This is a genomic window from Corallococcus sp. AB038B (assembly GCF_003668955.1).
In the GTDB taxonomy this organism is placed as follows: Bacteria; Myxococcota; Myxococcia; order Myxococcales; family Myxococcaceae; genus Corallococcus; species Corallococcus exiguus.
On the sequence record NZ_RAWO01000015.1, the window covers coordinates 161,283 to 187,302 of the forward strand.

Consider the following 26,020-nt stretch of genomic DNA (forward strand, 5'->3'; position numbering starts at 1 on the left):
GCCATGACCTGGCGTTCCCTCCTCCTCTCGCTGGTGCTGCTGTCCGCATGCGGGCAGCGACGAAGCGACCCCGCGCGCGTGGCGGAGGACCTGATGCGCCCCGCGCCCCTGGGAGCCTTCGCCGCGGGCACGCCTCCCGTCTCCACGGAAGACTGCACGGTGCGCACGGCGAAGCAGTGCTTCGACCAGGCGCTCACGCTGCTGGCCACGAACGCGCAAGGCCCGGAGCGGCTGCGCGCGGTGTCCCTGATGGGCAAGGCCTGTGACGGACAGGTGAAGGACGCCTGCTCCTGGCTGTCCCAGCACGTGAAGGAGCCCCGGCGCGTGCGCGGTGGCCCGCCGGATGACCCGGTGTTCCAGGAGGCCTTCGAGCACTGGCGCGAAGGCCGCAAGCACCACGTGCGCGTGACGTGCCGGCTGGTGCAGGGCGGCGTGCCCCAACAATGCGAGGTGCGGGAAGCGACGCTGCCTCCGGACCTGCTGGCGCAGGCACTCACCAGCATCCAGGCTTCGCGCTACGCGCTGCCCACCCTCGACGGAGAGCCCTTCGAATGCGATTGGGCCATCGTCATCAAGTGACGCGGCTGTGGCCCGTACTGGCCCTGTCGCTCTTCACCGGCTGCTTCGCCGGCACCGTGCACCGGGGTCCGGTGACGGACCACTTCAACGGCGAGTCGTTCCAGAACATCGGTGACGCGCCGAAGCTGTCCCCACTCACGCTGATATCCGCCGTGATGGAGGAGCGGCGCGGCCCCTGGCGCGACTACGCGGAGGAGCCCGCCGGCCCGAAGCCGCCGGATCGCGTGGGCCCGGGCGAGCTGCGCGTGACGTTCATCAACCACGCCACGGTGCTGCTCCAGGCGGACGGGGTGAACGTGCTGACGGACCCCATCTATTCGGAGCGGGCGAGCCCCGTGTCCTTCGCGGGCCCCAAGCGTGTGCGGCCCCCGGGCATCCGCTTCGAGGACCTGCCGCCCATCGATGTCGTGGTGGTGAGCCACAACCACTACGACCACATGGACCTGCCCACGCTGCGGCGGTTGGAGGCCGCGCACCATCCGCTCTTCCTCGTGGGCCTGGGCAACCGCGAGCTGCTCGTGGACGAGGGTTTCCAGCACGTGGAGGAGCTGGACTGGTGGCAGTCCGCGAAGAGCGGGCCCCAGGCGTTGAAGGTGTGGGCGGTACCCGCGCAGCACCGGTCGAACCGGGGGCTGACGGACCAGGAGGAGACGCTGTGGGCAGGCTACGTGCTGGAGACGTCCGGAGGCCCGGTGCTCTTCGCGGGTGACACGGGACTGGGGCCGCACTTCGACCGCATCGCGGAGCGCTTCGGGCCCATGCGCCTGTCGGTGCTACCCATCGGCGCGTTCCGCCCGCGCGTCCTGCATCCGGTGCACATGGGGCCGGAGGACGCGCTGAAGGCGCACCATGTGCTGCGCTCGGGCACGTCCGTGGCGATGCACTACGGCACCTTCCCCATGGCGTGGGACGGCCAGGACGAAGCGAAGTACCTGCTGTTGCGGCTCCTGCTGAAGGAGGAGGTGCGGCCGCGCTTCTGGGCGCTCGGCTTCGGCGAGGGCCGGGACGTGCCGCCGCTGGCGCCGGGGAATGACGGGCGTGCCGATGCCGGACGCTGACGGCGTGGTACCGCCGGAGGTGGAGGCGAAGGAGAAGATGGACCGGGCGCGCGCGTGCATCCGCGCGGGCGAGGTGGAAGAGGCGATTCCGCTCTGCGACGAGGTGTACCGGCGCTTCACGTTGTCGAAGGTGCCGGCGCTCCAAGTCCAGGTGGCGCGGGCGCTGGGGCACCGGGGCGTGGCCATCGCGGAGAAGGGGATGTTCAACGAGGCGCTGGTCCACTTCGACGAGGTGGAGCGCCGCTTCTGGAGTCCGCGCAGGCCGGAGCTCTGGGAGGGCGTCGCGTGGGGGATGTTGTACCGGGCCCGCGTGCTCCTGGAGATGGACCAGGAGGACATGAGCCGCAACTGGCTGGAGCGGATGCTGAGCCGCTTCAAGGCGTTCGCGCAGCGGCCCGACCTGCGCATCCCGGTGGAGATGGCGCGAACGGTGGTGGTCGCCACCCACAACCAGGGGCTGCGCTTCGAGGAAGCGCTGAGCCAGTCCGAGGCGCTCCTGAAGGAGTACGACGGAAACACCGAGCCGTTCCTGGTGGAGCAGACCGCGGTGTCGATGTTGGGGCGCGCCATCGCGCTCCAGGGGTTGGGGCACGTGGACGAAGCGCTGGAGGCGTTCGACGAAATCGACGTGCGCTACTGCGAGGACACGGATCCGAGGATGCGAGCCCTGGTGTCCACCGCGTTAATGGGCCGGGCCCTCGTGTTGCTCCGAGAAGAGCTGCTGCCGGAGGCGCTGGGCGCGATTGACGCCATCCTGGAACACGCGGGTCCGAACCCGGGACGGCGCCTGATGGAGCCCGTGAACTTCGCGAAGTTCCACCGCGAGGTCGTCGAACGTGAGCTGCAAGTCGAACGCGAGCGGGCCGCGCGCAGACCGAAGCCGCGTTAGACCGGAGGCGGAAGGGACTTCCAGAGCCAGCCCAGCCGCAGGTCCCGCTCCTCGAAGGGCGGAGCGCGGATGAGGTCATCCTCCTCGGCGTAGACGCCCACTTCCACCCAGCGCCCATCGTGCAGCTCGCTCACGGTGAGCGTGCGCGCGTCCAGATCCACGAACCACAGGTGCTTGATGCCGATGCGTGCGTAGAACGGCCGCTTGATGCGCGTGTCATAGGCCCGCGTGGTCGGCGACAGGATTTCGCACGCCCAGTCGGGAACATCCGTCCACTGCCCTCTGGGCATCAGGGGCACCCGCTCGTGCCGCCAGCCCGCGAGGTCCGGGCTGAACTCCGGAGAGCCGCCTACCCGGATGCCAGGCTCGGTCATGATCCACCAGCCGCCCGGTCTCTCACCGCTCAACTGGAGTGCATCATCCAGCTCGCGGTGAAGCCTGTACTCGAAGTGGCCATGCGCGGCCCGGGGCCGTGCATGCGTATACAGCGTTCCATCGATGATCTCGCCCACCACGCCCTCGGGCAGGGCCTCGATGTCAGCGAGGGTCGCCGGACCCCCGAGTGGTTTCGCGCCATAGGCCATGCCTGGAGTGTGGAGTTACCTCCACCGTCTGACAAGCCGGCGCCGGGACTGTCAGTCCGGCTGCGCGATGATCAACGTCTGCAATGGCAGATGCCGGATGGGCCGCGTGCTCTGTACCTTGAAACCCGCGTCATCCAGGAAGCCCTCGACCTCCGCGGGCGTGTAGGACGCCGCTCCGGACGTGAGGAAGTAGTGCAGCCCGATGAGCGGTGCGGACGTGCCCTCGGTGTCCCGCTCCTCGCGCAGGTACTCCAGCACCGCCAGCGTTCCCCGGGACACCATGGCCCCGCGCACTCGCCGCAGGAGCGCCACGTTCTGCGCGGGCGTCAGGTGGTGCATCACCTGGAACAGCAGCGCGCCGTCATACGGCCCGCCCAGCTCCGCGGTCAGCACGTCGCCTTCCTTGTGCGTCACCCGGTGCGACAGCCCCGCCTGGGCGATGATGTCCCGCCCCACGCGCACGCTGCCCTCCAGGTCCACCACCGTGGCCTTCAGCCCCCGGTGCATCCGGCACAGCTCCGCCGCGTACCAGCCATGCGCGCCGCCCAGGTCCAACAGGTGCCTCGCGCCTCGGGGCAGGGGAATGGCCGACGCCACCTCCGGCGAGGCCAGCCGCGCCAACTGGTACATGGCCTGGATGTAGTCGCGCCAACGCGGGTCGTCCGGAGCGAACTGGTGGATGTCCACCGACTGCCCGCTCTTCACCGCGTTCTCCAGCTGCCCCCACCAGTCCCACTGCGCGTAGTTGAACTCCAGGAACGCCGTGATGGCCTGCGGCGAGCGCGGGTCCAGCCACCGCCGCGCACGGGGGGCCAGCCGGAAGCGGCCCCGGCTCAGCTCCACCACCTCGCAGGCGATGAGCGCTTCCAGGAGCGCCCGCATGCCCTCCGTGCTCGTCTTGAGCCGCGCCGCCAACGCCTCCGCCGTCGCCGCGCCATCCGCCAGCGCCGCGTAGACGCCCAGCCTGGCCCCGGCCATCAGCGTCCGCGACGCCATCATCCCGAAGAAGGCGTGCGCCAGGGGCTGGGGCGCCAGGTTGAGGAAGTCCGCCACCCGCTCCAGGAGGTTGCTTGCCTTCAGGCCCAGCCGCATCGCGCGTCGCTCCTTCGAGTGGGGGCCTGCCGGCTACCGGCGGCGCCGCGAGCCTGCCACGGCCGCCACGCCCAGCACCATCAGCGCGGCCTGCGGGCCCAGCAGACAGCCCTGCGTCTCCGCCTGGCGGATGCCGGTGTACTTGCACTTGGTCGCCACGCAGCTGAAGCGCGGCGCGCAGTCGCTGGTGCTGCGGCAGTCCGTGGGCACGCGGCCGGTGTTGTCGTCCCCTTCCGGCGAGTTCGGATCGTCCGGCTGGCCCGCGTCCTGCTGCGGGCCCTCCTGGGCCAACGCCACCAGGGGGGAGAACAGGAGGAGTCCGGCCAGGAGCGCTGCCGGGTGGATGCGGGCGAGGAGGGAGGACATGAGGCGGGCGACACCCTAACGCCCCAGCGGGGCGCTTGCATCCATCGTCTGAAGCGGGCGGCCTTCCGGGGTTCCCTGGAAACGCTGGCCGCCCGGGCGTCCGAATCTGCTACGGTCCCCCCGCGATGGCGCCTCGAATCCTCGTCGTGGACGACAACCAGGAGCTCCTCTCCCTCCTCACGCAGCTGTTCGAGGACGCCGGGTATGAGGTGGTGGGCGCCAGCCGTGGCAAGCAGGCCATCGAGGCCGCCCGCGCCCAGCCCCCCGGCTGTGCTGTCTTGGACATCCTGTTGCCGGACATGATGGGCTACCACCTGGCGGACACGCTGCGGAAGGACAACCCCCAGCTGCCGCTGCTCTTCATCACCGGCGTCTTCAAGGGCGGCAAGCACGCCACCGAAGCGCGCCAGAAGTACCAGGCCGCCGGCTACTTCGAGAAACCCTTCGAGGCACAGAAGCTGCTGGAGGCAGTGGCCAAGGTCCTGCCCGCGGAGAAGAAGGTCCCCGCCGCCTCCATGGCTGACGCCTTCGAGGTGGAGCTGGACATCGACGTGGAGGAGGAGGGCCCGCAGGACGCCATGGAGCTGACCGGCCGCATCAAGGTCACCGGCGGCGGCAACCTCACGGCCGAAATCCGCGGCGCCAACCTCACCGCCACGCCCATGCAGAAGGTGTCCACCACCCAGGTGCGGCCCCCCACGCCGGGCCGCCCGCCGGATCCGCTGCCGGTGGGCGCGGGCGCTCCGGGCAGCCGCCGCGGCGAGCTGAAGGACAACCTGCCCTCGCTGCTCACCGCCTTCTACCTGTCGCGCGAGACGGGCGAGCTGGGTGTGCAGCGCGGCAAGGTGAAGAAGGTCGTCTACTTCGAGAACGGCACCCCGGTGTTCGCGCTCTCCAACCTGCTGGCGGACCGCTTCGGGCAGTTCCTGGTGCGCGTGGGGAAGATCAAACCCGAGCAGCTCCAGGACGCGTCCGCCGTCGCCGCGCAGAGCCACCGGCGCACCGGTGACGTGCTGGTGGAGCGCGCCCTGCTCAAGGACACGGAGCGGCTGTACTACGTGGGCCAGCAGGTGAAGGCCATCATCTACTCGCTCTTCTCCTGGGAGGAGGGCACGTACGTGATGAGCTTCAAGGAGAAGGCCTCCTCGGAGTCCATCAAGCTGGATGTGCACCCGGCGAACCTCATCGTCCGTGGCATCAAGAAGCTCTACAAGCCGGAGCGCCTGCGCCGCCTGCTCCAGCCCGAGGACCGGCTCATCCCCGCCGTCGCCCCCGCCTACGGTCTCAACGAGGTGGAGCTGGAGCGCTGGGAAGCGGAGCTGCTGCCGAAGATCGATGGCAACCGCGTGGTGGCGGAGTTGCTCGCGTTCGCCAACCGCCCGGAGCACGTCGTCTACGGCTTCCTGGTGTCGATGATGGCGCTGGGCATCCTGGACAAGCGCTCGTAGCGCGTCCGGTGCCTTGAAGTGGGCCTGGAGTGCTTCCGGGCCCGCGGTGCTTCTTCAGACGAGCCGCGAGCCGATCCAGAACAGGCCCAGCGCGCCGGAGCCCAGCGCCACGCCGCGCTGGATCCACAGGCTGATGCGCGCGTTCGCCCGCGACAGGCCTTCCGCGAACAGCAGGCCCACCGCGCCCATGCCGATGAGGATGCCCAGCGCGAAGCCGGGCAGGTACGTCCACGCGGACAGGCTCATGCTGCCGCCCACCAGCAGCGGGGGCAGCGCGATGAGCAGCGACCGCACGCCGCTCACGGCCATGAAGGCGCCCGCGGCGGTGCTCACGGTGTGCACGTGCTCGTGCGGCTCGCGGTCGTGGCCGGGCAGGTGCGGGTGGCCGTGGTCCAGGCTGTGCGGGAAGATGAGGGCGGTGACGGCCAGCGCCACCAGCACCGCGCCACCGAACACCTCCGCCCACCGCTCGAAGGTCTCCGACAGGCCCACGCCCGCGAAGAGGCACACCGCCGCGATGCCGCCCAGCATGGCCGCGTGGCCCAGGGCGAAGCGCAGCGCCGTCATGATGGCGACGCGGCGCCGGCCGCCACCCAGGGTGCCGAGCGTGGCCATGGCGGCGCAGTGGTCCGGCCCCAGGGCGTGGAGCAGGCCTTGAGTCAGGCCGAGCAGGAAGGCGAGCAGGATGGGAGCCACGACGGCGCACCCTAGCCGTGGTTTAACCCTGTGGCCAGCAGGAGGACGTCCCACACCATGCGCATTGCCCATCCCCGAACTTCCGCCGCGCTGCTGCTCGCGGGTCTGCTCGCACTGTCGGGCTGCTCCACCGACCCCGGTCCGGAGCAGCTGAAGAAGGCCGAGGCGCGCTACCAGGAGTTGATCAACAAGAACCTCGGCGCCCAGGACCCGGCGTGGACGGAGGTCGCCGCCCAGTTCGAGGCCGTCCCCAAGGACTCCAAGGTCCGTCCGGAGGCCGACAAGCGCCTGGCCGCGTTGAAGGCCGCCCAGGAGAAGATTCCACCGCGCCCCCTGGCCCGGCCCGGTGCGACGGGCAAGGGCGCCAGCGACGTGGAGGCCAAGCGCGCCGCGTGCGAGTCGCTCGCGAAGAAGATGGGCGAGGCCAACACGGACGCGACGCGCAGCGTGCTGCGCAAGGTGCTGGAGAGCTGCCAGGCGGAGCTGGTCCGGCTGGAGGCCCACGACCACCCGCCGGGCGAAGAGGTCCATGCGCCGGACGAGGGCGCGCGCTGAAGTCCCTGACGCGCGCGGAGTTGAGAAGCCCTCGGGGTCTGGGTATGGAGCCGACACATGCCCATGCCCCAAGCAGGTGACAAGGCCCCCGGCTTCTCGCTCCCCGACCAGAGCGGCGCCACCGTCTCCCTCTCGCAGTTCAAGGGACGGCACGTCGTCCTCTACTTCTATCCGAAGGACGCGACCCCCGGCTGCACCACGGAGGCGTGCGACTTTCGCGACGAGCACTCCGCGCTGGTGAAGGCCGGAGCGGTGGTGCTGGGCGTGTCGCCGGACAGCGTTGCGTCCCACCAGAAGTTCGCCACGAAACAGGGGCTGCCGTTCTCGCTCCTGGCGGATCCGGACCATGCGCTGGCGGACGCGTACGGCGTGTGGGGGGAGAAGTCCCTCTATGGCCGCAAGTTCATGGGCCTCATCCGCGCGACCTTCCTCATTGGCCCGGACGCAAAGGTCGTCCGCGTGTGGCCCAAGGTGAAGGTGGCCGGGCACGTCGCGGAGGTCCTGGCCACGCTCCAGGGCGGGTCGTCCTCCGACGCGGCTTCGGCCCCGAAAGCTCCGACGAAGGCTCCGGTGAAGGCTGCTGCGGCGAAGAAGGCTCCTGCGGCGAAGAAGGCCGCGGCGGAGGCGAAGCCGGCGACTGTCAAGAAACCGGCGGCGAAGAAGGCCCCGGCGGCGAAGACGGCCCGGAAGGGCGCGCGCGCCTGAAGTGGGGCGGGCGCCGGTGCACTCCTGGCGGGACAGGGAGACCGGGACCGTGTATGCCTGCGCCCGTGGCTGGCTCCTCTCTTTCCGAGCGGGGCTGGCCGTTCACGATGAAGCCCTGACGGCCCTTGGGCCGGACAGCGGGCGGCCGGCAGGGCCTGCCCTCGGGTGGATGCCCGGTGGTAGGCGAGGTCGGCATGACCATTCCTCGGGGATGGCGGAGACGACGAACATGCGCGAGCGAGGCATTCAGCGGTGGATGGGAGCGGCGGCGCTGACGGCGGGCGTGCTCTTGGGCACGGCCTGTGGCGGGCTGCCGGAGACGGGCGGCAAGCAGCCGGATGAGCCGCGGGGCAATGCCTTCGCGCAGCGTGGGACGCAGCCAGAGGCCGTCTACAACGTGGCCGAGCAACAGGGGCACGAGAACCCCGCCGACGCGCACCACGGTGACGCGGCCGCGAAGCTGCCCGCCCACGTGCTGACGGTGGACCGGGGCTACAACTCCACCATCGAGAAGATCGGCTCCAGCATCGACCCGCGCACGCCGGCGAAGTCGGGCAAGTCCAACAACTCCAAGTGGGACGACGCGAGCGGCATGATGGCCCACCGCTACGGCCTGCTCGGTGGGGCGACCTACTCGCCCGCGGCCGAAGGACTGGGCGGCTGGCACGTCTCCACCGCGAACGAGCTCACGCGCGGCTTCGAGGCGCCGTACTCCTACGTCAGCCCGCCCGTCTACCTGCACGACCGGTAGTTGGACGGAAGTCCCAGGGCGCCCGCCGGCCAGCGTGCCAACGGGCGTCCGGACCCCAGCCCCGCCACTCCCGGTGGGGCGCTGGGGTGGTCACTCCTTCTGTCGAGGCCCTCAAGGCTTCCGGAAGGAGCAGGCCATGCACTCAAGAACGCTTCATCACTGGACGCTGGTGGCGGTGTGCGCCGCGACGGCCGCGCTGGTCGGCCCCGGCTGCAACCGTGACAAGCCCACGATGCCGCGCGCGGGGAGCAGCTACCAGGGCGTCGCCAACACGCAGCAGCCCGCGCCGCCGGGAACGGGTGGCTCGGGCGCGAGCACGGATGCGAAGGGGACCGCGCCGGAGCCGGCCGGCGCTGGAGCCCACATGGGCCAGCAGAACCAGATTGGCGCCCCCGGCTTCAGCACGCCCCAAGAGCCGGTGCCCGGAGACCGGGGCGGGGCGGACCGCTTCCAGGGACCCATGGGGGAGGGCTCCGAGCTGGGCTCCAGAAGGGCCACCCACTGACGCGGCGCGAAGGCGGACACCGGGCCCGTGCCCGGGCGGGCTCACGTGGGCGTCTTGATTTGAAGATTTGTCTTTGATTGCCGCCCTGAAATCATGAGGCGGAATCCACCCGGGCCTTGCCGCGCGTGACTCTCTCGTCACGCGTCGGTCACGCCTGCTATGCCATTGCCCCAGCCGCGCCGGTCTTCCGGACGGTCAGAGGGGATTTCCATGCGAGGAATGAAGCGGGAGGCGCTGGTCCTGGTGCTGGGACTGGTGTGGGCTGTCATGGCCTGTGGCGGGGAGACGCCAGAAACGGGAAGCGCCCGACTGGTGGCCATGGTCCAGTCCGCGAGCGCGGCCAGCATCACCCAGGTCACCGTGGGGGTGTCGGGGCCGGGGATGGCGCCCATCACGGGGGCGCTCGCCAAGGACGGGAGTGGCTGGAGCGGCACGGTGTCCTCCATTCCGGTAGGCAACGGCCGGGAGTTCGTCGCCAAGGCCTTCGACGCCGCGGGAGTGCTCCGCTTCGAGGGACGGGCGTCCGGCGTCACCATCGGAGCGGGGCAGACGACGGTGATGCTCACCCTCCAGGACCTGGAGCCGCCGCCGCCCTTCGACAACGACGCCCCCGTCATCCAGTCGCTCACCGTGTCGTCCAGCACCGTCGCGCCCGGGGGGGAGCATCACGTTGACGGCCGTGGCGAAGGACCCCAACGCGGGGGACACGCTGACGTACGCGTGGACCGCCGCGGCGGGCACCTTCAGCGCCTCGGCCAGCGCCACGACGAACTGGACCGCGCCTTCGACGGAGGGGCCCGTGGTCCTCACGTTGACGGTGCGCGACGCCCAGGGCGCGGAGGCCCGGCTGAGCGTCACGCTGACGGTGACGACCCCGACCGGAGAGGCGCTCGTGCAGGCCTCCTTCAACCTGTGGCCTCGGGTGACGCGCATCGTCGCGTCTGAGACGGCGGTGGAGGTGGGGGGGACGACGGTGGTCACGGCCCTGGCGGCGGACGCGGATGGGGAAGCGCTGTCATACCTGTGGACCGCCGGCTGCGAGGGGACCTGGACGGATGCAAGGCAGTCCTTCACGTCCTTCACTCCCAGCGCCCTTCCGCCCGCCGCGGAGGACTGCAACCGCTGCCCCCTGACGGTGACGGTGCGGGACGGACGGGGTGGCGTGGGGACTGGAACGTTGCGCATCTGCGTGGGACCGCGGAACAGCCCGCGATTCCACCCGGAGATCGTCAGTGCCTCACCGGCCGCGGCCACCGTGCCGGCCAGCGCCCGGATGACCTTCCGGGTGATGGCTCGGGACGCGCAGGCCAGTGCTCTCACCTTCCAGTGGACGGCGGGCGGCGGAACCTTCGAGCCGCCCGTGTCGGGCGCCACGTCGAGTGAGGCCGTGTGGCTGCCGCCGTCCTGCATCGCCTCGGGCGCGCAGCCCACCGTCACCGCCACGGTGGAGAACGCGCTGGGGCTGTCCGCCGTGAAGACCTTCACGGTGACGGGGCTGCCGGCCTGCGCGTTCTCCGGCTGGAGCTCCGCGGGCACCCTGAGCTCCGCGCGGGCGTATGTGCGCGGGGAGTTGCTGCACTCGGGGCAGGTGCTGGCGGCGGGAGGCTACACGGTGGGGGAGGGGGACATGGCCGCGAAGCCCGTCTCGGAACTCTACGATTCCGCGACGCGCGTGTGGACGCCCACCGGCAGCATGACCATTGGCCGCCGTGAACACACGCTGACGCGGCTGCCCTCCGGCAAGGTGCTGGCGGTGGGGGGCTACACCCGCATCACGGACATTCCGCCCCTGGCCACGGCGGAGCTCTACGACCCCGCGACGGGGACCTGGACGCAGACGGGCAGCATGGCCCTGGGTCGCTTCGGGCACGAGGCGGTGCTGTTGCCCTCCGGAGAGGTGCTGGTGGTGGGAGGCCTGGTGGGCAAGGCCAATGGTGGCTCCCCGACGGCCACGGCGGAGCTCTACAACCCTGCGACCGGGACGTGGCGGGCCACGGCGAGCCTGCCCGTGAGCCGCCGCCTGCATGCCGCCGCCCTGCTGGCTTCCGGCAAGGTGCTGGTGACAGGAGGAACCTCGTCGGACTTCATCCCGCTCGGCACGACGGAGCTCTATGACCCGGCGACGGGGACGTGGTCCGCCACGGGGAGTCTGGTCCAGCCCCGCTCGATGCACTCCCTGACGGTGCTCGCGTCAGGGCAGGTTCTGGTCGCTGGCGGTTCGAACAAGACGCAGCTCATCACGACGGCGGAGGTGTACGACCCGGCGACCCAGTCCTGGCGCGAGGTGGGGAAGATGGTGCAAGGGCGCACGCGGGCTGCGTCGGTCCTGCTGCCTTCGGGCCGGGTGCTCGTCACGGGCGGTAGCGCCGTGTTCGGAACGACCTCGGAGACGCGCGCGTCCGAGCTGTTCGACCCGGTCTCCGGGACGTGGACGGCCACGTCGAGCCTGGCGCGCGCCCGCATCGAGCCCGGGGCCGTGCTGCTGCCTTCGGGCCAGTTCCTGGTGCTGGGAGGCTTCGCGAGCGGCTCCGTCTCTTCCGCGGAGCTGTACACCGAGTAGCCCTGCGGCCTACCGCGACGCGAGCATGACCTCCGTGGGGTCCTTGCCAGTGAAGGCACTGGCAAGGCCCTGCGCCAGCGAGCGGTGCTCCGCGTCGCCCAGCGTGGCGAGCCGGTCCTCGGCGGGGTGTGCGAAGCGGGCGGCGAGCGCGTCCAGGCGCCGGTGCGCTTCGGTGATGCGCTCGCGCGGGACGCGGCCGGACTCCACCGCCTTCACCAGCGCTTCAATGGCGGTGCGCTGCACGTCCGCCTTGTGGCACACGAGGAACAGGTCCACGCCCGCGAGCGTGCCCTGCACCGCGGCCTCCGCCACGGAGTAGTGGTCCGCGATGGCATTCATCTCCAGGTCGTCGCTGACGACCACGCCGTCGAAGCCCAGCTCCTTGCGCAGCAGGTCGTTCAGCGCGCGGTGGCTCATGGTCGCCGGCACACCCTGCTCCAGCGCGTCGAACAGCACGTGCGCCGTCATCAGCGACGCGAGCCCCGCCTTCGCGAAGGCCTGGAACGGCACCAGCTCCACGCGGCGCAGGCGCTCCAGGTCGTGCGGCAGCTTCGGCAGCGTGAGGTGGCTGTCCGTCGTCGTATCGCCGTGGCCGGGGAAGTGCTTTCCGCAGGACGCCACGCCGCCGGCCTCCAGCCCCTTCGCGAGCGCCACGCCCAGCCGGCCCACCTCCACCGGGTCGCGGCTGAAGCTGCGGTCACCAATCACGGGGTTGGCCGGGTTGGTGTCCACGTCGAGCACGGGCGCGAAGTCCCAGTCGAAGCCCACGGCGCGCAGTTCGTGCGCGAGCAGCCGGCCCACGCGCTCGGCCAGGGCTTCGTCGCCGCGCTGTCCCAGCTCGCGCATGGGAGGCAGGGCGGTGAAGGGCTCACCGCGAAGGCGAGCCACGCGGCCGCCCTCCTGGTCCACGGAGAGGATGAAGGGCCGGCCCGCGCGTGTCTTGATTTCACGGCACAGCGCCGCGGTCTCCGCCGCGGTGCCCACGTTGCGCTTGAAGAGGATGGCGCCGTAGATGCCGTCATCCATCAGCGCCGCGAGGTCGGCGTCGATGCGGGTGCCAGGGAAGCCCACCATGAAGAGGCGGGCGCAGTCGCGATAGAGGGCGGAAGCAGGGCTCACGGCCGCGCAGTGTGGCAGAGCCCGCCGCCCATGGGGCAGTGGATGCGTTCACCGAGCGTCGGCTGCCTGTCAGGGCGCGGAGCGGCCAGGGCTACTTCCGGAGCAGGGTGCCCTCGAAGAAGAACGCCAGGCACGCGGCCAGGATGAGCCACGTCCACAGCGGCACCGCGGGCTTGTCCGCGTCTCCCGTGGATGCCTTCACCGTGTCCTCGCCGAAGTAGGCCGTCAGCGTGTCCTGCGGCACGCGCGTCAGGTCGCTCTCCGCCGGGTCCAGCGTGGCGGCGAAGTCCAGCGCGGCCACGGGCTTCCCATCCGCGCCCAGCACCGCGTGCACTCCCGGCTCCACCGTGGGCCCCGCCACGAACGAACCGTCCGGCTGCGCCTTCACCGGCAGCTCGCTGCCGTCCGGCGCGCGCACACCCGCCACCTTCTGCGTGCCCTCCGGGCGCAGCGTCACGGTCTCGCCCACGCGCACGCGCACCTCCTCGCGCTCCTCCAGTGAGCCCGTGAGGTACGCGGCGAAGCGCTGCATCAGCGGCAGGAAGCTCGTGCGGATGGCGAAGTCGCTCCAGTCGCGGTCCACCGTGCTGGTGAACAGCGCCACGCGCCCCTTGCCCCGGCGCGCCACCGCCACCGCGGGCGCTCCGTCCTCGTACGTGGCCAGCACCTGGCTGGTGCCCGGCGCGGACGGGCTGTCCGCCTCCAGCAGCATGTACTTGTAGAAGCGCGCCCCGATGAGCCCTTCCTCCGCGCGGCCCGTGAAGGGCGCGAACAGCGGATGGTCCACCTTCACCTGCGCCAGCTTCGCCGTCTTCGTCTCCGCGTCCGGGTCCTCGCGCTCGGCGCTCGTGCGCACCAGGCGCAGGGGGCGCGGCAGCAGCGTGCCCAACCGCTGGTTGTACGCCTCCGGGTTCACGTGGTCGCCCACGCTCACGAAGAGGCCGCCGCCGTTCTCCACGAAGGCCGTCAGCTTCTGGGCTTCCTCCGCCGACGGCGCCGTCGTGTTGAGCAGCAGCACCAGGTCATACGCGCTGAAGTCCTCGCGCAGCCCCACCTCCGCGTCGCGCACCGCCACGTCCACCGGCGAGCCCGGCGACGTGAGCGCTGCTTCCACGAAGAAGGCCTCGTCCCGGTAGCGCGTCGCGTGCGGCGAGCCGTTCACCACCAGCGCCTTCAACCCGCGTGGCACCGGCAGCACGAAGGACCGCCGGTCATCCTCCGCCAGCGAGTCCGGCGCGAGCGTCACCTGTCCCACCACCGTACCGCCCTGCGGGAAGCGCACCGTCAGCGTCTTCTGCGTCGTACCGCCCGCGGGCACGTCCACGAAGCCCTTGGCCAGCGTGGACTCGCCCACGCGCACCGCGGCCTCCAGGTCCTTGGCCGGCTTCGCGCCGAAGTTCCGCACCGTGAACGTGAACTGGTACGCGCGCGGCCCCGCCTGCAGCGCGGGCTCCACCCGCAGGTCCACCAGCGCGTGGTTGTCCAGTGACTCGCGCCCGGACGCCACGTCGCGCAGCACGACCTCCGGCTTCACCATCGCGCCCGTGGGCCCCTTCACCGTGGGCGGCGGCGCTTCCAGCCGGAAGCCGGACACCGTCATGTCGGAGACCACCACCAGGCGCTTGCCCGGCATCGGATTCTCCTCCAGCGACCGCGCGGCCATGTCCAGACAGCGCGACAGGTCCGCCGTGCCGTAGGTGGGCTTCGCCTCATCCACCAGCGCGCGCAGCCGTGCCCGGTCGAAGCCCGGCGGCGGGGGCGCTTCCGGGGACGCCGTGCACACCATCACCGTCGCGGGCTCCTCCGGCAGCAGGTCCTTGAGCGCGTCGCGCGCCTCGTCGCGGCCCTTCTCGAAGTTCGACGTGCCGTCCGACCAGCGCATGGACAGCGAGGCGTCCAGGATGACCGCCGTGGCCGCTGGCCCGCGCGTCACCGTGGCAGCCTGCGCGTCGCGGGTGAGCTCCGGCCGAGCCAGCGCGATGGGAATCGCCAGCAGGATGAGCGTGCGCAGCGCGTACAGGAGCAACCGCTTCAGCTTGAGCCGGCTCGCCGTGCGCTTCTGGCTGCGCAGCACGAACGCGAGAGGCCCGAACGGATGCGCCCTCGGCCGGCGCCGGTCGAACAGGTGCACCAGCACGGGGATGAGCGCACCCAGCGCGCCCAAGAGGAACCACGGGTTGCCGAACGTCACCGGCGCCTCCCGCGGCGTCCCAGGAAGCGCAGCAGCACCTCATCCAGCCGCTCGTCGGTGCGTACCAATTCGTAGTCCACGTCGGCTTCAGCGCATTTCGCCTTCACGTCCGCGAGGAACGCGCCGAACTCCTCCAGGTAGCTCTGCTTGATTTCACGCGGGTTCACCTCGATGCGGCCCTCGCCCTCCATGTCCAGGAAGAGCGTGGGGTCGTCGAAGGGGAACGTCAGCTCCGCCGGGTCCACCAGGTGGAACACCGCCACGTCGTTCTTGCGCTGACGCAAGGCCAGGATGCGCTTGAGCGCCTCCTGCCGTTCATCCAGGAGGTCCGACAGCACGATGACCGTGGAGCGCCGGGGCAGCACCTCCGCGAGATGATCCGCCGCGCTGCCCAGGTCCGTGGGGCCCTTGGCCTCCGTGTGCTCCAGCGCGTCCAGGAGCACGTTGAGGTGTCCGGCGGAGGCGCGGGGCGGCACGTCCTTGAACGCGCCGCCCACCATGACGGCCAGGCCCGCCGCGTCCTGCTGACGCACGAGCAGGTAGCTGAGCGCGCCCGCGAGCGTCTTGGCCACCTCCAGCTTGGACATCGCGCCGCTCTGGTAGCCCATGGACGCGGACGCATCCACGACCATCACCGAGCGCAGGTTCGTCTCGTGCTCGAAGCGCTTGACGTAGTACTTGTCGAACTTGCCGTAGGCCTTCCAGTCCAGGTGGCGCAGCTCGTCGCCGGGGGCGTACTCCTTGTGCTCGGCGAACTCCACGCTCTGGCCCTGATGGGGGCTCTTGTGGAGGCCGGACAGCACGCCCTCCATCACGGCGCGGGCGCGCAGCTTCACGCCCTGGAGGCGGGACAGCGTCTGGGCGTCGAGCAGCGACATGGGGTGGAAGCGCCTAGCCCTTCACCACCGTGAGGAGCTGGTCGATGAGCTTCACCGACGTGATGCCTTCGCTCTCCGCGGTGAAGTTGGGCAGCACGCGGTGGCGCAGCACGGGCCTCGCCAGCGCCCGCACGTCCTCCACCGTGGCCACGAAGCGGCCGTTGAGGATGGCGCGCGCCTTGGCCGCGAGCACCAGGTACTGGCTCGCACGCGGGCCCGCGCCCCAGGACACGTTCTTCGCCACGAAGTCCGGCGCGCCCGCTTCCTTGGGACGCGTGTGGCGCACCAGCTCCACCGCGTAGCGCACCACGTGGTCCGGCACCGGCACGCGGCGCACCAGCTCCTGGAGGGCCAGGATGCGCTCGGGGGACAGAATCTTCTCCAGCTTCGGAGGCGCGCCCGCGGTGGTGCTCTTGACGATCTGCACCTCCTCCTCGGCGGTGGGGTAGCCCACGTCCACCAGGAACATGAAGCGGTCCAGCTGCGCTTCGGGGAGGGGATAGGTGCCCTCCTGCTCGATGGGGTTCTGCGTCGCGAAGACGAGGAAGGGCAGCTCCAGCGGGTACGTGCGGCCGCCGGCGGTGATGCGGTACTCCTGCATGGCCTGGAGGAGCGCGGCCTGCGTCTTGGGCGGCGTGCGGTTCACCTCGTCCGCGAGGATGATGTTCGCGAACAGCGGGCCCTGCATGAAGCGGAACGACCGGCGGCCCGTGGTCTTGTCCTCTTCCAGGATGTCCGTGCCCGTGATGTCCGACGGCATCAGGTCTGGCGTGAACTGGATGCGGTTGAAGGACAGGTTGAGCACGTCCGCCAGCGTGGAGATGAGCAGCGTCTTCGCCAGGCCGGGCACGCCCACGAAGAGGCAGTGGCCGCGGCTGAAGAGCGAAATCAGCAGGTGCTCCACCACGTCCCGCTGGCCGACGACGCGCTTTTCAATCTGCTCGACGATGGCGTTGCGGGCCTGGGCAAGCTCCTCGACGGCGCGCAGGTCCTCGGGGGTTGCGTCGGACGGGGGGAGAGGGGCGGGGGCGGCGCTTTCCATGGAAGGGTTCTCTTAATCGGCGCGGAGGGGGCGGACCAACGGTTTCCGTCGCCCTGGGGCCCCGAGCGTGGGGTGCCAACCGTTCCAGGGGGCCGGTATTCCGCCAGGAATGGCTACGGGTCCGCCCGGCCCCGCGCCTGGCCCCCCGTTCGCCCCCCGGCCTGTTTCAAGTCCCCCCGGGGAGGGGGGAATGCCACTCCGTGGACACACTGCTTACGTTCCCAAGGCACCTGCGATTCAGCAGGGCAGGCATGGGAGCACGGCATGCGTTCAGCACGGCGAGTCATCTGGGGCGGGTGGGCACTTCTGGGCGCGGGACTCCTCGGGCTGGGAAGCACTGCGTGTGGCGGTGGTGCTCCGGCGGACGAAACTGGGGATGTGACTGGCGGTACGGAAGCCCAGGGAACCGTCCCCGCGCCGGCCCCGGAGACGGCTGCTCCCTCGCCCGGAACCCAGGCACCCACGCAGGCGCCCTCTGCCGAGACTCCGGCGCCCGCGGCCCCGGCGGCGAGCCCCTGGTCGCTCAAGCAGGGCGGCCCGCAGGACGACACGGGCTCGGGGCTGGCGGTGGGTCGGGGCGGGGATGTGCTGTGGGTGACGTCCGGCACGCCGCGCTCGGATGAGGACCGGGACCAGGTGGACGGGGAGCGGCTGGTGCTGACGCTGTCCCGCTATTCGGCGGACGGGACGAAGCAGTGGGCGAAGGAGTTCGAGCGCAACCGCCTGTCGGACCTGCGCGTGGCGGGCTCCACGGGCACTGACGGCGCGGTGTTCCTGTCCGGCAACGCGTTCCTGTACTCGGCGGACTTCGGGCTGGGCGAGGCGCAGGACGGCTTCCTGGTGAAGTTCTCCCAGGCGGGCGAGCCCGAGTGGCAGCGCCGCGTGGGCCAGAAGGTCTACGCGGTGGCGGCGGACGCGGCGGGCGGAGTGGTGGCCCTGGGCGAGGAGTGGACGCCGGAGGCCCACACGCCCCAGCTGGTGCGCTACGCGGAGGATGGCACGGCGAGCTGGACGAAGACGTTCGACGGCGCGAGGGAGGGCACGCTGCTGTCGGCGGTGGCGCTGTCGGGGACGGGCACGTCGGTGGTGGCCGGGCGGCTGGTGGGCCCGGTGACGGTGGACGGGCGCACGTTCGACGCGCGGGGCACGGGCGGCTTCGTGGTGCTGGCGTTCGGCGCGGACGGTGCGCTGGCGTGGGGCCGCGAGGTGCCGGGAGTGAACGGCCGCGTGGGCTCCGTGTCGGTGGGCGCGGACGGCACGGTGGCGGTGGCCGGCGAGGCGGTGGGCCTGCTGGTGTGGAACGGCGTGGCGCTGGATGAGGGCGGCCCGTTCGTGCTGACGGCGACGGCGGACGGGCAGGAGCGCTGGGTGAAGCAGCCCACGTGCGGCGCGACGTCGGTGGGCACGGTGGCGGCGGTGGAGCCCGCGGGCCCGGTGGCCACTGCGTGCGGCAATACGGTGACTCGCTACGCGGCGGACGGCGCGCTGCTGGGCACGAAGTCGCTGGCGCCGGAGGCGTGCGAGAGCGGCACGTGCTCGCTGGCGACGACGGCGCTGGTGGCGGCGCCGGAGTCCGGGTTGGTGGTGTCCGGCTGGCAGCGTGACGGCGCGGGGAGCACCTGGAACCAGGATGCGTTCCTGCGGCTCGTGACGCCGTGATTTCAGTGGCGGCTCTGACGCCCGGTGCCTACGAGCCCGGGCGTCAGGCCACCGCCGCGGTGTTCAGCTTGAGGTCCTGGTTCAGACCCGCGTCCTTGCGCACGCGCCAGATGTACTGGTCCAGGAAGTAGTGGTGCAGCGCGAAGCCCCAGATGAAGCCTTCCATCAGGTCCCTCAGCGTGAGCCCGCTGCCTCCCATCGCCACCTTCGCGTCGAACGCGCCGCAGCCCGGATGCACGCCCATGCCGCAGCCCATCGTCCGGTACACCAGCGTGAACGCGAGCCCGCAGAGCGCGTAGACGATGAATCGCTGGCTCACCTTCGGCGCCCAACCGAACGCGGCATGGTCCACGCCTTCCGCGTGGTAGCGGTTGCGGTGAAAGAACCAGACGATGCCGTGGTACTGCACGTTGTGGAACGCCGTCACCGCCACGGTGAACATCAGGAAGTCCATCCGCCGCGACACCGACGGCCAGAACACCAGCGACGTCAGCCCCAGCGCCGCGCCCAGCATCAACAACTTGGGCCCGTTCACCCCCAGGCCCCGGCGCCACCGCCACACCTGCCTCGCCGCCAGCACCCCCACCACCGCGAGCACCAACGCGAAGCACGCGTGCGCCACCCCGACCTCCCAGGTCGGCTCCGCCATCAGCCCCAACCTGCGCCGAGCCCCCGGATGCGTTAGCGCGAACGCCACGAACGGCGCGAGCAACCCCACGTACAGGGTCACGCTGTCCAGCCGCCGGTCCCACGCGTTCCGCTCTCCGGCCTTGCGCTGGTAGAGCACCATGATGCCGTAGTGCTGCCGCACCACGTGCCAGTACGCCCACAGTGCCGCCAGCGTCACGAACACCGCGAACGGCCAACGCTGCCCGGACAGCACCGACGCCGCGAACACGGCCGGCCCCGCCGCGAACCACGCCAGGCTGCCCCAGAGCAGCCGGGCTCGCGCCTTCCGCTCCCGAGCGTCCAGGTACGTGCGCGATACCGTCGCGAACAGGTGCGGCCCGTCCAACAGCAGCACCCATGCCCACCACAACGGCGGCCCGCTCACGCCCCCCAGCACGTGCAACGCCATCAGCGCCAGGCTCGCGCCCAGTCCCCCGACCGTGGAGAGCAGGTCATGCCGTCGGTCCACCAACCACCGCGCTTGCAGGGGAACCGGGGCGAAATGGGGAACCGCGTTCATCGGGGGACTCCCGTCCGGCGGACCCGGACCTCTTCCTGGGGGAAACGAAGTCCCAGGATAGCGGGGACATACAGGTAAGTCAGATGCGCACCTGAATGTCTCGAACGGGCACCGGCCGGACGGGCAGGGGGCCAGAACCCCCTTGAGGGAATGGCCCCCGGACGCGACAGTGCTGAACCATGGATCAAGGTCGGCGTACCTCGGACCGCAAGTCGGTCGGTCTGTTGGTGAAGCTCAAGCATGAGACCGTGGGGAGCTTCACCGAGGAGTTCGCCACCAACATCAGCCCCGGGGGCATGTTCATCCGCTCGCGCACGCCGCAGCCGGTGGGCACGCCCGTGCGCTTCGAGGTGCAGATCGCCAACGGCGTGCGCGTGCTCCAAGGCACTGCGACCGTGCGCTGGGTGCGCGATGTGAACGACCCCGCGGGGCCTCCGGGTATGGGGTTGCAGTTCCAGGAGCTGGATACCGCGAGCCGCGCGCTCGTGGATCTGATGCTCCAGCGCAAGCCGGGTGGCGGTGCCGTGCCCGCCGCCGCGCCGCTGCCGTCCATTGCTCCGGTCGTGGCGCCGGGCATCGCGCCGTTGGCCGCGCCAGGAATCGCGCCGTTGACCGCGCCGGGCATCGCGCCGGTGCGTCCGCCCGTGGCCGTGCCGCCGGTTGCCGCCGCGCCCCGGCCCGCCGCCGTCCCCGCGCGCCCCGCCGCCGTCGCACCGCCCGCGCGTCCCGCGCAGCCGGCCCCGAGTGGTGCCGCGCTCGATTCGCTGTTCGATGATCTGGATGCCCCGTCCTCCAGCCCCGCTCCCGCCGCGGACGAGCCGCTGTCGCTGGGCGGCGAGGACGAGCCGTTCTCGTTGGGAGGTCCGGACGAGGACATGGGGCTGGCGCAGGCGGACTCCGCGAACGACGTGGACATCCCGCTGGACGAGCTCATCGCGGGAACGCCTCCGCCCACCGTGCAGGGCGTGCTGTCGGGAGGCGACGAGCCGCTGCCGGGGCTCGACTTCGAGTTCGAGGTTCCGGTCGTGGATGAGCCCATCGCCATGGGCCAGCCGCTGGAAGAGGTGCCCATCGAAGTGGGGCTCTCCGTGGAGGACGACGCGGCTTCGGCCGCGGGCGACGCGGGTGGGTTCGAGTTGGATTTCTCGGATGTCGCCCCCGCGCCGCCGCCTCGCGCCGCGCCGGTGACTCCGCCGCCTGTGCAGCGCGCGGCCCCGCCGCCTCCGCCCGCGGCGATGCCGGTCGTGCCGCCGGTGGCTCCCGCCAAGCCCTCCGGCGGCAGCGCCGAGTTCGACTTCGACCTGTCATCCCTGGACGACGAGGCTCCGCTGGAACTGGCACGCGAGCCCGCGTCCTCGCCGGGCCGTCAGCGGCCGTTGGGGCGTGAGCCCGCGTCCTCGCCCGGCCGTGCCGCCGCGCCGGGTCTGGGGCGTGAGCCTGGATCCGCCGCCGGCCGTGCTCCGGGTCTTGGACGCGAGCCTGGATCCGCGGCGGGTCGCGCCACCGTGCCGGGCCTGGGACTTGAGCCTCGCTCTTCTGGAGGTCGTCCCGCGGTGCCGGGTCTGGGACTTGAGCCGCGCTCTTCTGGAGGTCGTCCCGCGACGCCGGGCCTGGGACTTGAGCCTCGCTCTTCTGGAGGTCGTCCCGCGGTGCCAGGCCTGGGACTGGAGCCTGGATCCGCCGCAGGACGTGCCGCAGCGCCGGGCCTGGGGCGTGAGCCCGGATCCGCCGCCGGGCGTCCCTCCGTGCCGGGTCTGGGACTGGAGCCTGGATCCGCGGCGAGCCGTGCCCCGGGACTGGGCCGCGAGCCTGGATCCGTGGCGGGACGTCCCTCGGCGCGCGCTCCCGGTGAGCTGCCGTTGGAGCCCGGCTCCTTCGCCAACCGTCCCGCGGCGCCCGGCCTGGGCCGCGAGCCCGGTTCCGCCGCGGGCCGCGCTCCCGACCTCTCCCAGGAGCCTGCGTCGTCCTGGGGTCGCGCTGTCCCGCAGCAGCCTCCCGTGCCGCAGCAGCCTCCCGCGCCGCGCCCGTCCGGCGGCAGCGCCGAGTTCGACCTGGACCTGTCCATCGACGACGACGGGCCGCTGGAACTGGCGCGCGAGCCCGTGTCCTCGGCGGGCCGTCCCGCCGCGCGGCCCGTGGCCCCTCCGCCGCAGCCGAGCACGCTTCCTCCCTCCGTGCGTCAGGCCCCGCCCGCGCCCGCCGCGCCGAGCGCTCCCGCGACGCTCGCGCCCGCCGCCGCGCCGGTGTCCTCCGCGCCGCCTCCCCTGGACGCCAACGGCCAGGTGCGCCCCATCTACCTCACGCCGCCGCAGACAATTGCCGGCACGGGTCCGGTCATCGGCATCGACCTGGGCACCACCAACTCCTGCGTGGCGCTCCTGTCCAACGGCCGGCCCGTCGTGCTGCGCTCGCGCGAGGGCTACAACACCATCCCGTCCGTCATCTCGCTGAGCGCGCAGAACAAGCTGCTCGTCAGCCACCGCGCGAAGAACCAGCTCGTCCTCCGGCCCACGCACACCATCTACGGCGCGAAGCGCCTGGTGGGCCGTCCCTACGACAGCGCCGTGGTGAAGCAGGTGCGCGAGCGCTTCCACTACGAAATCACCCCCGACGCCGCCGGCCGCGCCGCTGTGCGCCTGGGCAGTGACGTGCTGTCGCTGGAAGAGGTGCAGGGCATCATCCTGCGCGAGTGCAAGGAGATGGCGGAAACCCACCTCAACCAGAAGGTGGAGCGCGCCGTGGTGACGGTGCCGGCCTACTACTCCGAGCCCCAGCGTGAAGCGGTCCGCAAGGCGGGCGCGATGGCCGGCCTCAAGGTGGAGCGCATCCTCAACGAGCCCACGTCCGCGGCGCTCGCGTACGGCCTCAACCGCGAGCTCAACAAGAAGGTGCTCGTCTACGACCTGGGCGGCGGCACCTTCGACGCGACCATCCTGCGCATCGAGAAGAACGTCTTCGAGGTACTGGGCACCGGCGGCGACATCTTCCTGGGCGGTATCGACTTCGACAACCTCATCGTCGACTTCCTCCTGGAGCGCTTCCAGGAGAAGGAAGGCATCGCGTTCAACGGAGACGGCATCGCCCTGTCGCGCGTGGGCGACGCCGCCGAGCGCGCGAAGATGGCGCTGTCCGAGCGCAGCACGTTCGAAGTCCACATCCCCATGTTGATGATGGACGACGCGGGCCGTCCCCGGGACCTGCGCGTGACGATGTCGCGCCAGGACCTGGAGAAGATCTGCGACCCGTTGCTCAACCGCACCATCGACGTGGTGCGCGACGTGCTCCTGGACTCCAAGCTGAAGGCCTCGGAGGTGGACGACATCATCCTGGTGGGCGGCATGAGCCGCATGCCGCTGGTGCGCGACAAGCTCAAGGGCCTCTTCAGCAAGAACGCGCAGGCGAGCGTCAACGCGGACGAGGCCGTGGCGCTGGGCGCGGCGCTGTACTCGGGCTCGGTGGACAAGGTGAGCAGCGTGGTGCTCATCGACGTGCTGCCCATGACGATTGGCGTGGCCATGCCCGGCGGTGGCTTCAAGCGCGTCATCGAGCGCAACAGCCCATTGCCCACGCAGCGCTCGTTCGCCATCAGCACGTCGCAGGACAACGAAGAGCGGATGGAGCTGTCCGTCTTCCAGGGCGAGGACAACCACATCTCCGCCAACGAATACCTGGGCACCGTGCGCATGGAAGGTCTGCCACGAGGCCCCAAGGGCTCCGTGCGCGTGGCCGTGACGCTCAAGCTCGACTCCGAATGCGTGCTGCACGTGGAGGCGCGTGAATACTCGACGCGCAAGGAAGTGAAGGCGACGCTCGCCACGCGCTACTCGCCGGAGGAGCTCCAGAAGCAGCTCCAGGTGAGCAAGGAGGCGGTGAGCGCCGCCGAGGAGCGCCGGGGCGCGGACCTCAAGGATCGCGCGGGCCGCTTCTGGGGGTTCGTGAAGAAGGCGCTGGGCCGCAAGTAGACTGGGTTCCATGACCGCCTCGGCCCCCCGCTACATGGCGCGCTTCCGTTGCATCGCGGAAGCGTGCGAGGACACCTGCTGCGCGGGGCTCACCGTGCCCATCAGCGAATCGCGCTGGAGCCTGCTGCGCCAGAAGGTTGCGGGCACACCGGACGAAGCGAGAGTCGCGGCGCTGATCAATCCGAACCCGGATGGAGCCTCGGGTCAGCAGGCGGGCATCCTGGGCAAGCGCGCGGACGGGCACTGCGCCTTCCTGGATGAGGCGAAGCTGTGTTCGCTCCAGCGCCGCTACGGTGAAGCAGTGCTGCCGGACGGCTGCTCCGTCTTCCCGCGAGTGCTCACGCGCTGGGGCGCGCAGGTGGAGATGGCCGGGTCGCTCGCGTGTCCGGAGACGGCGCGCCTGTGCCTGCTGGCGGAGGACGCGCTGGTGCGCGAGCCCGTGCCCGAGGAACAGGCCCTGCGTCCGCAGGTCGCGCGGCAGGTAGCGGCCGGAGACGACGCGTGGACGGCCCACGCGGACACCGTGCGCGAAGCGATGCTGCGGCTCTTGAATCGGCGCGAAATCCCGTTCGCCGCGAGGCTGTACGCGCTGGGCCGCATGGCGCTGGACCTGGGCGACTTCTACTTCCCGGGGACCACGGCGTTCGCTTCATCGGCAGGCGAGGAATCGCGGCATCCCAGCGCGAGCGACGCCTCCGAGCCCGAGATACGTGAGCCCATGGCGGCCACCGCGCTGGATGCAAGTGCGTCGTCGTGGCGTCCCCATGCAAGCGAAGCCTCCGCGCCTCCGGTGCACGAGCCCGTGGCGGCTGCCGCACTGGATGAGAGCGAGACCCGCGCGGAAGCGGCCGAAGCGCGGCTCGCGCATGTCCTGCGCGAGTACGAATCCACGGACACCCTCGCGTCCTTGAGCGCGCAGCTCGAAGCGCTGGAGCTGCCGGGAGGCCCGTGGGCCGGCATCTGCGGCGCCGTGCTCCGTTCACGCGAGGCCGCCGTGAGCAGCCCGCGCTTCCTCTCGCTCATGAGCGATGTGCGCGCGTCCTATGGCGGCGCGGACACGCATCCAGACCAGGCGTGGGAGCTCCATGCCGCGCGGCGCTCCGCCCTGGAGTCCCTGCACGGCGAGCGCGTGCACCAGTACTTCCTGCACCACGCGCTCAACCACGTCCTGCGCCACCCGTTCACCGAGGCCGAGAGCCTCCTGAACTCCGTGTTCCTGCTCGTGCTGCGCGCCTCCGTGGTGCGCTGGGTGCTGCTCGGGCACCCGGCCGTGGTGGCGCTGCTAGAGGCTCCCGGCATGCCCGAGGCCGCGCTGGACGCCGCCGCCGTGGAGGCGTTCCAGGTCGTCGCCAAGCACGTGGAGCAGGCGCCCTCGTTCCTGGACTTCGCCAAGGGGCTGGCCGGCGAAGGTCCGGAGACCTTCGCGCGGCTGCTCATCCTGGTGAAGGGCCTGTAGCTCCCGTCAGCCCTGCTGCTTCGGCTTCGCGCCCAGCTGCTGCATGGCCCGCTGGAATGACGGGTACTCGTGCGCGCCCTGGATGGCCACCTTCTCCCCCAGGATGAAGGTCGGCACCGCGCGGATGCCCATCTCCTGGGCCTCGCGCACGGACTCCTCCACCACCTGCCGGTAGCGGCCTTCCTCCACCGCGCGCTGGAGCTCGTCCGGATCCAACCCGGCCTCCACGCCCGCGGCCCGCAGCGTGTCCCACTGCCAGAGGTCCTGACCTTCACTCCAGTAGCGCCGCAGGATGGCGGCCTGGAAGGGCTCCAGCCTGCCTTGGGCGCGCGCGTACTCCGCCGCCTCGTGCGCTCGGCGCGTGGACGGGATGATGTCCCGCTGCACCATCGTCAGCCCGGCCTTCGCGGCTCGGAGCTTCAGCGGGTTGTTGGGATCCTTCATCCCCTGGCGCACGTAGTCGGGCAACGGCAGCCCTTCCGGAGGCGTCTCCGGGCGCAGGAAGTAGGGGTGCCACTCCACCTGGACGTCGTATTCCTTCTTCAGCTTCTCGACCTCACCGAGGCCGACGTAACACCAGGGTCAAACGAAGTCGGACCAGATGTGGACAACGATGGGTGCGCTCATGGGCTGAATCTCTAGCACCGTGCGTCAGGGCCTTCCACCCCTTCCACCGGGGCCCGCATCCATCGGTGGACAGTCCGCCCTCCCGAAGGCACGGTCCGGGTTCCATCTC

Annotated in this window: 22 protein-coding genes and 1 pseudogene; 13 read left to right on the forward strand and 10 right to left on the reverse strand. The window is 71.1% G+C overall.

Annotation, left to right across the window (positions count from 1 at the left end):
- Positions 1–3 precede the first annotated feature (3 nt).
- Genes D7Y04_RS37270 through D7Y04_RS37280 form a run of 3 tightly spaced genes read left to right on the forward strand, consistent with a single transcriptional unit; the run spans position 4 to position 2,526 of the window.
- Positions 4–579: a hypothetical protein gene (locus D7Y04_RS37270; protein ID WP_121762411.1), complete on the forward strand. Its 576-nt coding sequence runs from the start codon at positions 4–6 to the stop codon at positions 577–579.
- Positions 552–1,637, forward strand: a complete 1,086-nt coding sequence (locus tag D7Y04_RS37275) for an MBL fold metallo-hydrolase (RefSeq protein WP_121762412.1) — start codon at positions 552–554, stop codon at positions 1,635–1,637. The genes D7Y04_RS37270 and D7Y04_RS37275 overlap by 28 nt, the downstream gene beginning before the upstream one ends.
- Positions 1,609–2,526, forward strand: a complete 918-nt coding sequence (locus D7Y04_RS37280; protein ID WP_120594461.1) for a hypothetical protein — start codon at positions 1,609–1,611, stop codon at positions 2,524–2,526. Before D7Y04_RS37275 ends, D7Y04_RS37280 begins: the two co-directional genes overlap by 29 nt.
- On the opposite strand, the gene D7Y04_RS37285 is transcribed toward D7Y04_RS37280, so the two are convergent.
- Genes D7Y04_RS37285 through D7Y04_RS37295 form a run of 3 tightly spaced genes read right to left on the reverse strand, consistent with a single transcriptional unit; the run spans position 2,523 to position 4,568 of the window.
- Complete coding sequence (locus tag D7Y04_RS37285; RefSeq protein WP_121762413.1) at positions 2,523–3,110, reverse strand: Uma2 family endonuclease; 588 nt, start codon at positions 3,108–3,110, stop codon at positions 2,523–2,525. The two genes, D7Y04_RS37280 and D7Y04_RS37285, sit on opposite strands and share 4 nt — an antisense overlap.
- A 51-nt stretch (positions 3,111–3,161) precedes the next feature.
- Complete coding sequence (locus D7Y04_RS37290; protein WP_120594459.1) at positions 3,162–4,202, reverse strand: class I SAM-dependent methyltransferase; 1,041 nt, start codon at positions 4,200–4,202, stop codon at positions 3,162–3,164.
- Between the two features lie 33 nt (positions 4,203–4,235).
- Positions 4,236–4,568, reverse strand: coding sequence for an MXAN_6627.5 family MYXO-CTERM protein (locus D7Y04_RS37295; RefSeq protein WP_120594458.1), 333 nt, complete (start codon positions 4,566–4,568; stop codon positions 4,236–4,238).
- Between the two features lie 125 nt (positions 4,569–4,693).
- Here D7Y04_RS37295 and D7Y04_RS37300 point away from each other — a divergent pair, with 125 nt between their 5' ends.
- Positions 4,694–6,016, forward strand: a complete 1,323-nt coding sequence (locus D7Y04_RS37300; protein ID WP_120594457.1) for a response regulator — start codon at positions 4,694–4,696, stop codon at positions 6,014–6,016.
- A gap of 54 nt (positions 6,017–6,070) precedes the next feature.
- On the opposite strand, the gene D7Y04_RS37305 is transcribed toward D7Y04_RS37300, so the two are convergent.
- Complete coding sequence (locus tag D7Y04_RS37305) at positions 6,071–6,712, reverse strand: hypothetical protein (RefSeq protein WP_120580086.1); 642 nt, start codon at positions 6,710–6,712, stop codon at positions 6,071–6,073.
- 57 nt (positions 6,713–6,769) lie between these two features.
- Between D7Y04_RS37305 and D7Y04_RS37310 the strand changes: the two genes are divergently transcribed.
- The 6 genes from D7Y04_RS37310 (at position 6,770) to D7Y04_RS46030 (ending at position 11,788) form a co-directional block, all read left to right on the forward strand.
- On the forward strand, positions 6,770–7,267 hold the full coding sequence (locus tag D7Y04_RS37310; protein ID WP_121762414.1) for a hypothetical protein: 498 nt from the start codon (positions 6,770–6,772) through the stop codon (positions 7,265–7,267).
- A 57-nt stretch (positions 7,268–7,324) separates the two neighbouring features.
- On the forward strand, positions 7,325–7,972 hold the full coding sequence (gene bcp, locus D7Y04_RS37315; RefSeq protein ID WP_121762415.1) for a thioredoxin-dependent thiol peroxidase: 648 nt from the start codon (positions 7,325–7,327) through the stop codon (positions 7,970–7,972).
- A 229-nt stretch (positions 7,973–8,201) separates the two neighbouring features.
- Positions 8,202–8,723 carry a hypothetical protein gene (locus D7Y04_RS37320; protein WP_147454459.1) on the forward strand — a complete coding sequence of 174 codons (522 nt, stop codon included), beginning with the start codon at positions 8,202–8,204 and terminating at the stop codon, positions 8,721–8,723.
- A gap of 136 nt (positions 8,724–8,859) precedes the next feature.
- Entirely contained in the window at positions 8,860–9,228 is a 369-nt protein-coding gene (locus tag D7Y04_RS37325) for a hypothetical protein (protein WP_120594453.1), read from the forward strand.
- Positions 9,229–9,438: 210 nt separating this feature from the next.
- Positions 9,439–10,173, forward strand: coding sequence for a hypothetical protein (locus D7Y04_RS46025; RefSeq protein WP_233601753.1), 735 nt, complete (start codon positions 9,439–9,441; stop codon positions 10,171–10,173).
- 748 nt (positions 10,174–10,921) lie between these two features.
- A complete protein-coding gene (locus D7Y04_RS46030; RefSeq protein ID WP_233601762.1) occupies positions 10,922–11,788 on the forward strand; it encodes a kelch repeat-containing protein in 867 nt (288 codons plus the stop codon).
- Between the two features lie 9 nt (positions 11,789–11,797).
- On the opposite strand, the gene nagZ is transcribed toward D7Y04_RS46030, so the two are convergent.
- From nagZ to D7Y04_RS37355, 4 genes are all read right to left on the reverse strand, one after another.
- Entirely contained in the window at positions 11,798–12,862 is a 1,065-nt protein-coding gene (gene nagZ / locus D7Y04_RS37340) for a beta-N-acetylhexosaminidase (protein WP_370457302.1), read from the reverse strand.
- Between the two features lie 136 nt (positions 12,863–12,998).
- Complete coding sequence (locus D7Y04_RS37345; protein WP_121762419.1) at positions 12,999–15,098, reverse strand: BatA domain-containing protein; 2,100 nt, start codon at positions 15,096–15,098, stop codon at positions 12,999–13,001.
- The gene (locus D7Y04_RS37350; RefSeq protein WP_120580093.1) at positions 15,095–15,976 is read right to left on the reverse strand and encodes a DUF58 domain-containing protein; all 882 of its coding nucleotides are present in this window, start codon (positions 15,974–15,976) and stop codon (positions 15,095–15,097) included. The genes D7Y04_RS37345 and D7Y04_RS37350 overlap by 4 nt, the downstream gene beginning before the upstream one ends.
- Before the next feature lie 13 nt (positions 15,977–15,989).
- A complete protein-coding gene (locus D7Y04_RS37355) occupies positions 15,990–17,018 on the reverse strand; it encodes a MoxR family ATPase (RefSeq protein WP_120561185.1) in 1,029 nt (342 codons plus the stop codon).
- A 264-nt stretch (positions 17,019–17,282) separates the two neighbouring features.
- Here D7Y04_RS37355 and D7Y04_RS37365 point away from each other — a divergent pair, with 264 nt between their 5' ends.
- Positions 17,283–18,677 carry a hypothetical protein gene (locus tag D7Y04_RS37365; RefSeq protein ID WP_233601754.1) on the forward strand — a complete coding sequence of 465 codons (1,395 nt, stop codon included), beginning with the start codon at positions 17,283–17,285 and terminating at the stop codon, positions 18,675–18,677.
- 43 nt (positions 18,678–18,720) lie between these two features.
- On the opposite strand, the gene D7Y04_RS37370 is transcribed toward D7Y04_RS37365, so the two are convergent.
- Entirely contained in the window at positions 18,721–19,866 is a 1,146-nt protein-coding gene (locus D7Y04_RS37370; RefSeq protein WP_121762422.1) for a hypothetical protein, read from the reverse strand.
- Between the two features lie 179 nt (positions 19,867–20,045).
- Here D7Y04_RS37370 and D7Y04_RS37375 point away from each other — a divergent pair, with 179 nt between their 5' ends.
- Together D7Y04_RS37375 and fliB are read left to right on the forward strand one after the other, a co-directional pair.
- Positions 20,046–23,828: a TIGR02266 family protein gene (locus D7Y04_RS37375; protein ID WP_121762423.1), complete on the forward strand. Its 3,783-nt coding sequence runs from the start codon at positions 20,046–20,048 to the stop codon at positions 23,826–23,828.
- Positions 23,829–23,838: 10 nt separating this feature from the next.
- Positions 23,839–25,284, forward strand: coding sequence for a flagellin lysine-N-methylase (fliB, locus tag D7Y04_RS45285; protein WP_199749794.1), 1,446 nt, complete (start codon positions 23,839–23,841; stop codon positions 25,282–25,284).
- 6 nt (positions 25,285–25,290) lie between these two features.
- On the opposite strand, the pseudogene D7Y04_RS37390 reads toward fliB, so the two are convergent.
- Positions 25,291–25,854: pseudogene (locus D7Y04_RS37390) on the reverse strand (DsbA family protein); the annotation flags it as partial.
- Positions 25,855–26,020: the final 166 nt, after the last annotated feature.